This is a genomic window from Gallibacterium faecale (assembly GCF_027920745.1).
Taxonomy (GTDB): domain Bacteria; phylum Pseudomonadota; class Gammaproteobacteria; order Enterobacterales; family Pasteurellaceae; genus Gallibacterium; species Gallibacterium faecale.
On record NZ_JAQIBB010000055.1, the window covers coordinates 1 to 12,526 of the forward strand.

Here is a 12,526-nt window from a genome sequence, read left to right on the forward strand (position 1 = left end):
AATACTTTCGTGCCTTTTATATTTTTCTTTAGGTAACACAATAAAACGCGGGAGAACATCAGAATGAATTGGTAAGATTGCTAATTTTTGTGTTTTTTTATGTTTTCTTAATTCAATAATGAGGTTGGCATTATGGGTACTTAATGAGTGTAATAAATCAATTTCCTCGTTAAGGATAATAGGGAAAATATGTGGTTTAAGCTCTTTTTTAAAATATTTTTTCAACCATTCTTGGTGAAACTGCGATAGTTGCGTTTCATTTAAGACAAAAATTTTATGTTTCGCTAGACGCAACATTAACCGATTATAAATTTCATAAAACTGATTATTCAGTGTTTCAGTACGTTGTTGAATAATCTCTAATTGCATCCGAATCTGCTTAACTTGAGAAGAGTCTTTTTCTTTGCTAATCAGTAATTTATGTTTTAAATTTGATACTCTTACTTGATAAAACTCATCTAAATTAGAAGCAAAAATACCTAAAAAACGAATTCGCTCTAATAATGGGTTATTTTCATCATAGGCTTCTTGTAACACTCTTTCATTAAAAGATAACCAACTTAACTCTTTTAATATATAACGATCTTTACTTTGTTCTTCCGTTAATGTTGTCATAATCTGTTCTCTCTATGCTTCTCGTAAGTATAAATTATCATTTTAGAAATTAAATATGGCAGCTAAATGACAGTTATGAATATTTTTCATATTTATATTCTCATATAGATCTATCTAATAGAAATTTTCAGATTAAATCGTATTTATTAGGATTAATGGTTGCCTTATTGGTTAACTGTTTATACAATGACCTTCCTTGTCTGATGTGTTTTCCTAACACGTTATCCATCAACAAGTACCTACAAAAATCATTTTGATTTTTATATCCGCTTGGCTTTGGTCGAGCTATGGCTTTAATTAACTATAACGGAGAATTTTGTGAAAAAAATCACTACTTTATTAGGTATTAGTACGCTTGCTCTTGGTATTCATGCGGTTGCTCATGCAGAGGGTGATACCGTTTATCTTTATACTTGGACAGAATATGTACCTGACGGTTTATTGGATGACTTCACCAAAGAAACTGGTATTAAAGTAAACGTGTCTAGTCTTGAATCCAATGAGACTATGTATGCTAAATTAAAAACTTTAGGTGATAGTGCGACTTATGATGTTATTGCACCATCTAACTACTTCGTATCTAAAATGGCAAAAGAAGGAATGTTAATGCCTTTAGATCATAGTAAATTGCCTGTGATTAAAGATCTCGACCCAAATATGTTGAATAAGCCTTATGATCCAGGTAATAAATATTCTCTTCCACAACTTTTAGGTGCACCTGAAATTGTATTCAATACTGACACCTATAAAGCAGACCAATTTAAATCTTGGGCAGATCTTTGGAAGCCTGAATTTAAAGGAAAAGTACAATTATTAGATGACGCTCGCGAAGTATTTAATATTGCTTTATTAAAACTTGGTGAAGATCCAAATACTAAAGATCCTGCCGTCATCAAAAAAGCATACGAAGAGTTATTAAAATTACGTCCAAACGTATTGGCATTTACTTCTGACAACCCAGCAAATTCATTTATTGCCGGTGAAGTTGAATTAGGTCAATTATGGAATGGTTCTGTTCGTATTGCGAAAAAAGAAGGTGCGCCAGTGAATGCCGTGTATCCAAAAGAAGGTCCTGTATTATGGGTTGATACATTAGCAATTCCAAAAACTTCTAAAAACCCAGAAGCTGCACACAAATTAATTAACTATTTATTAAGTCCTAAAGTCGCTGCTCGTTTAGCAACTGAAATTGGTTATCCAACTACTAACCTTAAAGCGAAAGCTATGTTGCCAAAAGAGATTACTGAAGATCCTAGCATCTATCCACCTGCGGATGTGCTAAAAAACAGCTACTGGCAAGACGATGTTGGTGATGCAATTCAATATTATGAAAACTATTATCAACAATTAAAAGCGGCTGAATAATCTATTTATTCTCTGTCACATTTATCCAATACACCCTCTTTTTAGAGGGCGTATTGTTTGTAAGACAATTAATTTTTCACTGAAAGTTATCAATAATAAAAATAAGAATAAAAAATGAAAAAACAGAGTACGACTTTTTTAATCCTTGGCATCATTATGATTGGTGTCGTTTTACGGATGCCCTTTACTGCGATTCCACCAATTTTACAAGAGATTGCCACTGAATTTGATATTCCAATTAGTTCATTAGGTATTTTAACAACATTGCCACTATTAATGTTTGCGTTAGTATCACCTTTCGCTGCTCGCCTTGGACAAATTTTTGGTATTGAAAAACTCTTTGCTATCGTCTTGGTATTAATGATGATTGGTTCAACATTACGTATCTTTTCTTTACCACTTTTATTTGTAGGAACGCTAATTATCGGGTTAGGCATTGCCATATTAAATGTACTGTTACCAAGTGCAATTATGGCTAATTCTCCAAGTCGCTTAGGAAAATTAACCTCACTCTATTCTTTGGCAATGACTTTCGCCACCATCATTGGTTCTTCATTAGCGATTCCAATTACTGAAATGAGTAATTGGCAAACAATGATTTTAATTTTATCTGCTATCTTATTAGTAGCGTTTATCATTTGGTTACCTAATGTTAAAAATAACCACTATTTAGAAAAACACCAAAATCATACTCAACAAACTTCTCTATTCAAAAATAAATACACTTGGTGTTTAGTTATTTTTGGTGGTTTACAATCTCTTTATTTCTATACTACGTTAGCTTGGTTACCAACAATGGGACAGCAAGCGGGGCTTTCAGCAAGTACAACTGGTTACCTATTAGGTATCTATATGTTAGTCACCATTCCTTTGATGATATTTTTACCATCTGCTTTTATTCGCTGGTCCAAAGAAAAACGCCAAACCGTTATTGCAGGCTTTATGGGAATTTCATTTATCGGAATTGCGATGATGTTGCTTGATTACAATAGTTTTACCTACTGGCTACTCGTTAATATTTTCACTGGTTTAGCTGGAGGTGCTTTATTCCCTTATTTATTAACTATGTTATCGGTTAAAACAACCTCTCCAACTAATGCAGCAAGATTATCGGGTATTGTGCAATCTGGAGGGTATCTATTAGCGGCTTGTGGTCCGATTTTATTTGGCTATGGCTATGGTTTCTGGCATAGTTGGATACCACAAACATGGGTATTATTAATTCTAGTTGTCATTATGGCAATTGCTGCTTGGTTTGTTGAAAAAACAGATAAAATTATCTAAATTTATTGCAGAAAATCGGCACTTTGCCGATTTTCTTATTGTTGGAGCGCACATATAAAATTTAAATATTATGGTTAAAGAGGATATCGCCACAATTCTACAATATGCCATTCCCGCATTAATTTGGGTCTGTATGGTATCTATTACCTTACGTTTATTAACCAAACAACAAGCAATTTCTGTTACGCTTTCTTGGTTAATGATCGTTTATGTCGTGCCGGTTGTCGGGATTATTGCTTATTTTATTTTTGGTGAAATTAAACTTGGTTCTCGCCGAGCAAAACTTTTCCATCAATTACGGCCAAAATATATTGCTTGGTTTGAACAATACCAGCAGTATAAAAACATTATCGAAAGTAGTGAAGCACTACGTTATAAATCTCTTTTTGACTTATGCCAACAAAGTCAGAAAATTCCTTGCATCCTAGGCAATGATCTACATATTTTTAATACGCCAGAAACCATTATCCAAAGTATTATTCAAGATATTGAGAAAGCGAAGTTCTCTATCAATATGACATTTTATATCTGGCAAAGTGGTGGTTTAATTGAGTATGTTGAACAAGCGTTAATCCAAGCTCACCAACGAGGCGTTAAAATTCATATTTTACTGGACTCTGTTGGTAGCCGTGATTTTTTACAGAGTAAACACTGCCAGCAATTACGCCAGCAAGGTTTAGAATATTTTGAAGCGTTACACGCAAATCCATTACGAATGTTCTTAGAACGCATCGATCTTCGCCAACATCGCAAAATTGTTGTGATTGATAATCAAATTTCTTATACCGGCAGTATGAATATGGTTGATCCAAGCCAATTCAAACAGAGTGCTAACGTTGGACAATGGATTGATATTATGGTGAGGATGGATGGTCCAGTTTCTTCTATTCTCAATCATCTACACGCTTGGGATTGGGAAATTGAAACTGAGCAACAGCAATCACTGGCATTTTCACTATGCCCATTATTACCAATTGAACATGATAACTCTCATGCAGTACAAATTCTGGCAACGGGACCAGGTTTCCCAGATGATTTAATGTCACAAGCATTACTCACAGCTATTTTTGCGGCTCGTAAATCCATCACCATTACTTCGCCTTATTTTGTACCAAGCCAAAGTATTGAAGATGCACTAAAAATTGCTGCTCAACGAGGAGTAGAAGTAAATATTATTCTGCCACAAAAAAATGACTCCACTATGGTGCAATGGGCAAGCAGAGCCTTATTTGATAATTTATTAGCCGCTGGTGTAAAAATTCATCAATTTACTGGTGGTTTACTGCATACCAAAAGCATTTTAATTGATCAACGTTTGGCTTTAGTTGGCAGCGTAAATATGGATATCCGTAGCTTTATGCTTAACTTTGAGGTAATGATTATTGTTGAAGACCGAGATTTTGCTAAAGAAATTGCAGCATTACATCACAGCTACTATCAACAGACAATGCCACTTGATTACCAACAGTGGCGAACTCGCCCGCTATGGCAACGTATTATTGAACGCTTATTTTTCTTTTTCAGTCCATTATTATAGGCGAAAAAATGCAGTGTTATTACAAAACATTTTCTCAGTTGACCACTCAAGAACTTTTTCAAATTTATCAAGCTAGAACTGCCGTTTTTGTTGTGGAACAACAATGCCCTTATCAAGAAGTTGATGCCATCGATCTTGAAGCAACACATCTATGGCTAGCTGTTGATCATAAATTAGTAGCCTATGCAAGAATTTATCTGCAACATCAAGCTGTTCATTTTGGACGGGTATTTGTCATACCAGAATATCGTCATCAAGGTATTGCTAAACAGCTACTTGATCAGATACTTCACTTTATTAGCAACACCTTTCCCAATAAACCGATTGTGATTCAGGCACAACACTATCTACAAGCGTTTTATCAACAATATGGATTTATTGCTACATCAGAAGTTTATCTTGAAGACAATATTCCACATATTAATATGTGCAAAAATAATTAAAACACTTTAATAATAATTAGTAGTAAATCAAATAATAGTGGTGCAATCAGTGAGGTAATAACGCCACAAAGCACTAATGCGATCGAGCTGTATGTTCCGGCTTTTTTATCAATTTCCATACAAGCTGCTGTACCTAATGCGTGCGACGCAGTACCAATCGCTAATCCAGCCGCTTCACTACGCTTAATCCGTAATAATTTAATAATGCTATAACCAAAAACAGAACCAATTAAGCCAGCAATAATCACTAATACAACTGTGATCGTAGGCACTCCTCCAATGGTTGATGAAACTGCCATCGCAAGTGGTGTAGTGATAGATTTACCAAATACTGTCGCCATCACTTGTTCATTACCGCCCAATATGAATGCCATAAATGATCCACTTAACATCGCTAAGGCAGAAGAGACTGTTGTAATAAATAAGATGCTACGCCAATATTGCTTAATCTGTTTTAATTGTTCATATAAAGGCAAAGCAAGGGCAACAATAGACGGGCCTAATAACGCATTTAATGGTTTATTCCCCGTAATGTAATCGTGATAAGGAATATGAAAAATTAATAAAATCGCAATTAATAAACATACAGTAATCACGAAAGAGTTAAAGATAATTGATTTAACTCTTTTGTTAATTGCTACAGCAAGTGAAAAGGCAATAATTGTCATCAAACAATATAAATAGATCATTTCACACCTCGCATACTGCGTTTTTTCACTTTTTTACGGCGTCTGGCAAATGAATTAAGAGAGAAAAAATAATCTGCTAATAACGCAGTAAATACAATCGTCAAGCAGGTACTGAAGATTGTAGGAATCAATAATGACATTGCTTGTTTAGTTAAAATGTCAAAATAATCAATAATTCCAACACTTAAAGGAATAAACAATAATGACATATAACGAATTAATAAGGCACCACTAGGTAATACCCACTCTTCTTTGATTAATTTTAAGACTAATCCCGCAAATAAAAGCAATAACCCCCAAATACTTGCTGGGATTCCAATAGGTAAAATATAATTAATGCCCTCACCAAGATATAACATGGCGTATAAAATAGCGAGTGAACGACAAAGTGCTACGATTTTATAAAACATCATCGATAGAAATGTGTAATAATATTGAGCCTATTCTACTCCCATTTTGTGATCAATGTCACTTTTTTAAAAATTTTTAATCATATGAAAAAACTTATCATTGCATTGTTATTTATTTTATTTACTAGTCATACTTTTGCTGCACGTGAAATCCAATGTCGAGTCGTTGCGATTAGTGATGGCGATACCTTTACCTGCCTATTACAAAATAATAAACAGATAAGAGTGCGCTTAGCTCAAGTCGATGCCCCAGAAAAAAAACAACCTTATGGTGATCGTTCTCGTCAATTATTATCTCGACTCATCTTTAAGAAAAATGTAAAAATCTCCTCTAGTGAATACGATCGTTATGGTCGTGTCGTAGGACAAGTATTTGATACTAGTGGTAAAAATATTAACTTAGTTATGGTACAACAAGGGCTTGCATGGGCTTATCGTGAATACATGAACGACAACCAATATTTACAAGCCGAAAATGAAGCACGCCAAAAACGCCTTGGTTTATGGCAAGGTCAAGACCCTATTTATCCAAGTAATTGGCGTAAACATGAAAAAAATCCATCTGTACCATTAGCTAAAAATCCTGCTACACCCGTACTCGCATTACCAAAACCAGGCACAACAAGCAGTACAATCAAAACAATAGGCTGCAATACACATCGTTCTTGTAAAAGCTTTTCCTCTTGTGAAGAAGCTACTCGCTTCTTTAAACAATGTGCTGCCGATTATTTAGATGGCAATAAAGATGGTATTCCTTGTAACTCGCTATGTCGTTAGTTAATTTTATGTATAAGCCTTTTGATATCGATCGCTTTCGGGCGCAATTTCCTTTTTTACAACAACACCCTACTGCTGTTTACCTTGATTCGGCAGCGACAACATTGCGCCCATCCACTTTAATTGAAGCAACTTCACAATTTTATTACTCTGCTGGTTCAGTCCATCGTAGTCAATATGATTGGCAACAGACCCAACAATTTGAGCAAGCTCGTCAGCTGGTAGCGGATTTATTACAGGCAGAAGATCAAACTTGTATTATTTGGACTTCAGGTACAACGCATAGTTTAAATAGCATTGCATACGGTTTATTCCACTGCTTCCAACCTGGTGATGAAATTATTATTAGTGAAGCAGAACACCATGCTAATTTCGTTATTTGGCAACAGCTTGCTCAGCAATACCAATTAAAACTTATTGTGTTGCCTTTGCTCCCTGATTATCAGCTTGATCTTGAAGCATTAAAGGCAGCCCTTTCATTACGTACAAAAGTAGTCGCGCTTAATTTTGTTTCAAATGTCACTGGATATCGACAGCCGATTGAACGAATTACCCCGCTGATCCGTCAAGCTGCTCCAAATGCGATGATTGTATTAGATGCTGCACAAGCTGTGCTTCATCAACCTATCTCATTACAACAACTTGATATTGATTTTCTTGCTTTTTCCGCTCATAAACTATTTGGACCTACCGGATTAGGGGTGCTTACTGGCAAAAAATCTGCCTTACAGCAACTTACACCACTCTTTTTTGGCGGTAAGATGGTGAAACAAGTGACTCAACAACAAACAACTTTACAAGAACTTCCTTATCGTTTAGAGGCTGGTACACCAAATATTGCAGCAGTAATTGGATTTGGTACTGTATTACAATGGTTGCAACAATACGATTTTTCACAATTAATGGCTTATACTCAACAGCTTGCTCAACAATTCCGCCACCGTTTTGCCCAATATCCAAATTGTCAATTATTTAGTGATCCAGATAGCCATATTATTAGCTTTACCTTTACTGGAATTGATAATAGTGATCTGGCCACCTTACTTAGTGAACAACAAATTGCATTACGTACTGGGCAACATTGTGCGCAACCTTACTTACATTTTCTGCAGCAACGCAGCACATTACGCCTTTCTCTTGCACCTTATAATCATCAGCAAGACTTTACACGATTTTTTCAAGCATTAGATAATGCCCTAGCACTGTTGGAGGAAGAATGACATTTGCTGAAATCAAAGCACTTTTTGCCAAAAGTGATAGTTGGGAACAACGTTACCGCCAATTAATTTTATTAGGTAAACAACTTCCTAAACCAGATGATCAAATACTAGAGAAAACTCCTCTAGTCGAAGGTTGTGAAAGTCGTTTATGGTTTAAAATCGACTACCAACAGCAGCAATGGCACATTATTGCATACAGTGATGCGCGTATTTTAAATGGGATTTTATTTATCTTAATGACTGCACTATCAGAACAAACAACTGAACAATTAGCACATTTTCAAATTACACCCTTGTTACAACAATTAAAAATTAACCAACGTTTGAGTGAAACTCGGTTAAACGGGCTAAAGAATATTGAAAAAATTATTAGTAAAACTGTTATTGAATTGTTATAGTTGTTCACGCAAAATTTAAATCAAATTTTGCAATCATTTTTTATTTAGAATAGCTCATTGCTATTCTTTTTTTATGAACAAAGGAGTGATGATGAATACAAAATCTTTAATCAAAACAGCATTATTTAGTAGCTTACTTGCTTTCAGTTCAATCAGCTTTGCTGATACTGTTGTACAAGAAATGCAATCCTTCAAAGAAAATATTGGCCCTGTATTAAAAGCTGAAAATGCAGAAATGATGCAAAAACATCTTGGCGAATTAAAAGCTGCGGCTCAACGCTCCCTAGAACTTGTTCCAGGAAGTTTAGCGAAAAAAGGCAAAGACAGCGCTGAATTTAAAGATTATCAACAAGGAATGCAACATTTCATTGCTGTCATTGATGAATCTTCTGCTTTAGCTGCAAAAGGTGAGCTTGAACAAGCTAAAGAAAAAGCCAAAGATCTTCTTTCTATTCGTAATGAATACCACAAAAAATATAAGTAAACATCTAGAAAAAAGTATAAAAAAAGGCTAAGTATCAACTACTTAGCCTTTATCTCATAGAGTAATATTATAAAATAAAGCGACTTAAATCTTCATTTTCAACAACATCACCAAGCGCTGATTTCACATAAGCTTCATCAATCACCACTTTTTCACCGCTCATATCAGATGCATCAAAAGAGATTTTATCCATCAAGCGTTCTAACACTGTGTGTAAACGTCTTGCGCCAATATTTTCTGTTTTCTCATTTACTCGGAATGCAGCTTCAGCAATCGTTGCAATTGCATCATCAGTAAACTCAACGGATACCCCTTCTGTCTGCATTAGTGCCTTATACTGCTCCGTTAATGACGCATTCGGCTCAGTCAAAATACGCTCAAAATCTTTCGCAGTTAATGCCCCTAATTCCACACGAATTGGTAAACGACCTTGTAATTCTGGAATTAAATCAGATGGACGAGCTACTTGGAATGCACCAGAGGCAATAAATAAAATATGATCGGTTTTTACCATACCATGTTTAGTATTAATGGTTGAACCTTCTACTAATGGTAATAAATCACGCTGTACACCTTCACGTGATACATCTGGTCCACTGGTTTCACCACGTTTACAAATTTTATCAATCTCATCAATAAATACGATTCCGTGTTGTTCTACTGCCTCGATTGCTTTTTGTTTTAACTCTTCTGGATTAATTAATTTTGCAGCTTCATCTTCAATTAAAACCTTTAACGCATCTTTAATTTTCATTTTGCGTTTTTTAGTTTGCCCGCTCGAAAGATTTTGGAACATTGACTGTAATTGGCTGGTCATTTCTTCCATTCCCGGCGGAGCCATAATTTCTACACCAACAGAACTACCTGCTGCTACATCAATTTCAATCTCTTTATCATCTAATTGACCTTCACGTAATTTTTTACGGAAAATTTGGCGTGTATTACTGTGTGTATCTGCACTTTCTACATTACCCCATTGATCTTTTGCTGGTGGCAATAACACATCTAAAATACGTTCTTCAGCAGCTTCTTCAGCACGATAGCGATTTTTATTAATTTCTGTTTGACGCACTAATTTCATCGCAACATCAGCCAGATCACGAATAATTGAATCCACCTCTTTACCGACATAACCAACTTCAGTGAATTTCGTCGCTTCCACTTTAATAAACGGCGCATTCGCTAATTTTGCTAAACGGCGCGCAATTTCTGTTTTACCCACCCCAGTAGGACCAATCATTAAAATATTTTTTGGTGTTACTTCATGACGTAACGGCTCTGGTAACTGCATACGACGCCAACGATTACGTAATGCAATCGCTACTGCACGTTTTGCATCTGATTGTCCAATAATATGTTTATCTAATTCAGAAACAATTTCACGAGGAGTCATCTCAGACATATTTTTATCCTTCTTCTATTTTATGTGTTGCCTGACTGACAACACCCTATTATTTGAATTACTTAACCCTGTTTTGTTGGCTTATGCCATATTATGGCAACTCTTCAATAGTGAAATTTGTATTAGTAAATACACAAATATCACCCGCAATTTTTAATGACTTTTCTACAATCTCTCGTGCAGAAAGATCGGTATTAGCAACTAAAGCTCGTGCTGCTGCCATAGCATAATTACCGCCTGAACCAATAGCTAAAATTTGATCTGCTTCAGGCTGCACTACATCACCTAATCCTGTAATAATCAGAGACTCTTTGGCATCAGCCACAATTAACATCGCCTCCAATTTGCGTAACGCACGATCAGTACGCCACTCTTTTGCCAGTTCTACTGCACTTTTTAATAAGTGGCCTTGGTGCATTTCTAATTTGCGTTCAAACAATTCAAATAAGGTAAAGGCATCTGCTGTACCACCAGCAAACCCTGCTAATACTTTATCCCCATATAAACGACGTACTTTGCGTGCATTACCTTTCATTACGGTATTGCCTAGTGAAACTTGTCCATCTCCACCAACAACAACATGCCCATTACGGCGAACACTTACGATTGTAGTCATAATTTTTTTCCTTCTTCTACAATTTACACAATGCTTCCCTATATGGGTGCAAGCAATTCGGTTTCAAGTTAAAAACCAAATAAAAATATCGCCTGCAAATTGACAGGCGATATCTTTTTTCTAAATAAATGAATTAAGCTAATTTTGCTCTTCTTGCTTTTACTGCTGCAGCTAAATCGTACAACACTTTTTCAGTATCCTCCCAACCAATGCAAGCATCTGTCACACTTTGCCCATATACCAATGTTTTACCTTCAATAATATCTTGACGACCTTCAACTAAGTTACTCTCTACCATCACGCCAAAAATATGTTGCGAACCTGCACTGATTTGACGACAGATTTCATTGCACACATCAAGTTGCTTCTTGAATTGTTTTGAACTGTTAGCATGGCTAAAATCCACCATTACATGAGGAATGCGACCACTCTTTTCAATATCTTTTACTGTTTTCAGAATATCTTCTTCAGAGTAGTTAGGACCTTTGTCGCCACCGCGTAAGATAATGTGACAATCTGGATTTCCTTTCGTCGCCACAATCGCAGAGTGACCAAATTTAGTAACCGATAAGAAATAGTGAGAAGCTTCTGCTGCACCAATTGCATCTAATGCAATTTTTACACCACCATTAGTCCCATTTTTAAAACCAACGGCACAAGAAAGACCCGATGCAAGCTCACGGTGTACTTGCGATTCGGTTGTTCTAGCCCCGATAGCTCCCCAACTCATAAAGTCCGCAATATATTGTGGCGTAATCATATCTAAAAACTCACCCGCAGCAGGTACGCCAAGATCATTTACGTCTAACAACAATTTACGGGCCATTCTTAGACCGTCATTTAATGCGTAGGTATGATCAAGATGTGGATCATTGATTAATCCTTTCCAACCAACTGTTGTCCGTGGTTTTTCAAAGTAAACTCGCATTACTACTTCTAATTCATCTTTTAATTCATCACGTAATACTTTCAATCGTTTTGCATAATCTAATGCAGCAGCAGGATCATGAATTGAACAAGGCCCAATTACCACTAATAAGCGATCATCTTCACGATGTAAAATATTGTGTACTGCTTGGCGAGTTTGCTTAACGGTTTTAACTGCGGTTTTACTTGCTGGATATTTTTCTAATAATGCGATTGGAGGTAATAACTGCTCTACTTTTGCGATACGAACGTCATCATTTTCAATACGAATATCTTTTTTAATTACTGCCATTGATTCACTCTCTTGTATTTTTGTACTACTAAACTAGTTCAAATGCTAGCATATACAATTTTAATTT

13 protein-coding genes and 1 pseudogene are annotated in these 12,526 nt (G+C 35.7%); 8 read left to right on the plus strand and 6 right to left on the minus strand.

Annotated features, from left to right (window positions below):
• A pseudogene (locus PF272_RS05490) lies at positions 1-615 on the minus strand (polyphosphate kinase 1); the annotation flags it as partial.
• Between the two features lie 345 nt (positions 616-960).
• Between PF272_RS05490 and PF272_RS05495 the strand changes: the two are divergent.
• From PF272_RS05495 to PF272_RS05510, 4 genes are all read left to right on the plus strand, one after another.
• Positions 961-1,980: an extracellular solute-binding protein gene (locus tag PF272_RS05495; RefSeq protein ID WP_231923593.1), complete on the plus strand. Its 1,020-nt coding sequence runs from the start codon at positions 961-963 to the stop codon at positions 1,978-1,980.
• A gap of 114 nt (positions 1,981-2,094) precedes the next feature.
• Positions 2,095-3,264 (plus strand): MFS transporter, encoded by a 1,170-nt coding sequence (locus PF272_RS05500; protein ID WP_271141945.1) that lies wholly within the window; start codon positions 2,095-2,097, stop codon positions 3,262-3,264.
• A 70-nt stretch (positions 3,265-3,334) separates the two neighbouring features.
• Positions 3,335-4,801, plus strand: a complete 1,467-nt coding sequence (gene cls, locus PF272_RS05505) for a cardiolipin synthase (RefSeq protein ID WP_271141946.1) — start codon at positions 3,335-3,337, stop codon at positions 4,799-4,801.
• Positions 4,802-4,809: 8 nt separating this feature from the next.
• The gene (locus PF272_RS05510; protein ID WP_271141947.1) at positions 4,810-5,244 is read left to right on the plus strand and encodes a GNAT family N-acetyltransferase; all 435 of its coding nucleotides are present in this window, start codon (positions 4,810-4,812) and stop codon (positions 5,242-5,244) included.
• Here the strand turns inward: PF272_RS05510 and PF272_RS05515 are convergent.
• Positions 5,241-5,933: a CidB/LrgB family autolysis modulator gene (locus PF272_RS05515; RefSeq protein WP_065236602.1), complete on the minus strand. Its 693-nt coding sequence runs from the start codon at positions 5,931-5,933 to the stop codon at positions 5,241-5,243. The two genes, PF272_RS05510 and PF272_RS05515, sit on opposite strands and share 4 nt — an antisense overlap.
• Positions 5,930-6,343 (minus strand): CidA/LrgA family protein, encoded by a 414-nt coding sequence (locus PF272_RS05520; protein WP_271141968.1) that lies wholly within the window; start codon positions 6,341-6,343, stop codon positions 5,930-5,932. Before PF272_RS05520 ends, PF272_RS05515 begins: the two co-directional genes overlap by 4 nt.
• Before the next feature lie 84 nt (positions 6,344-6,427).
• On the opposite strand from PF272_RS05520, the gene PF272_RS05525 reads away from it, so the two are divergent.
• From PF272_RS05525 to PF272_RS05540, 4 genes are all read left to right on the plus strand, one after another.
• On the plus strand, positions 6,428-7,120 hold the full coding sequence (locus tag PF272_RS05525; RefSeq protein WP_271141948.1) for a thermonuclease family protein: 693 nt from the start codon (positions 6,428-6,430) through the stop codon (positions 7,118-7,120).
• Positions 7,111-8,340, plus strand: coding sequence for an aminotransferase class V-fold PLP-dependent enzyme (locus PF272_RS05530; RefSeq protein WP_271141949.1), 1,230 nt, complete (start codon positions 7,111-7,113; stop codon positions 8,338-8,340). The genes PF272_RS05525 and PF272_RS05530 overlap by 10 nt, the downstream gene beginning before the upstream one ends.
• The gene (locus PF272_RS05535) at positions 8,337-8,738 is read left to right on the plus strand and encodes a SufE family protein (protein ID WP_271141950.1); all 402 of its coding nucleotides are present in this window, start codon (positions 8,337-8,339) and stop codon (positions 8,736-8,738) included. The genes PF272_RS05530 and PF272_RS05535 overlap by 4 nt, the downstream gene beginning before the upstream one ends.
• An 88-nt stretch (positions 8,739-8,826) precedes the next feature.
• Positions 8,827-9,222, plus strand: a complete 396-nt coding sequence (locus tag PF272_RS05540) for a cytochrome b562 (RefSeq protein WP_271141951.1) — start codon at positions 8,827-8,829, stop codon at positions 9,220-9,222.
• 67 nt (positions 9,223-9,289) lie between these two features.
• Here the strand turns inward: PF272_RS05540 and hslU are convergent, their stop codons facing one another.
• From hslU to aroG, 3 genes are all read right to left on the minus strand, one after another.
• Positions 9,290-10,624 carry an HslU--HslV peptidase ATPase subunit gene (gene hslU / locus PF272_RS05545; protein WP_271141952.1) on the minus strand — a complete coding sequence of 445 codons (1,335 nt, stop codon included), beginning with the start codon at positions 10,622-10,624 and terminating at the stop codon, positions 9,290-9,292.
• Between the two features lie 91 nt (positions 10,625-10,715).
• Complete coding sequence (gene hslV, locus PF272_RS05550; protein ID WP_065233529.1) at positions 10,716-11,240, minus strand: ATP-dependent protease subunit HslV; 525 nt, start codon at positions 11,238-11,240, stop codon at positions 10,716-10,718.
• A gap of 133 nt (positions 11,241-11,373) precedes the next feature.
• Positions 11,374-12,459 carry a 3-deoxy-7-phosphoheptulonate synthase AroG gene (gene aroG / locus PF272_RS05555; protein WP_065233530.1) on the minus strand — a complete coding sequence of 362 codons (1,086 nt, stop codon included), beginning with the start codon at positions 12,457-12,459 and terminating at the stop codon, positions 11,374-11,376.
• Positions 12,460-12,526 lie beyond the last annotated feature (67 nt).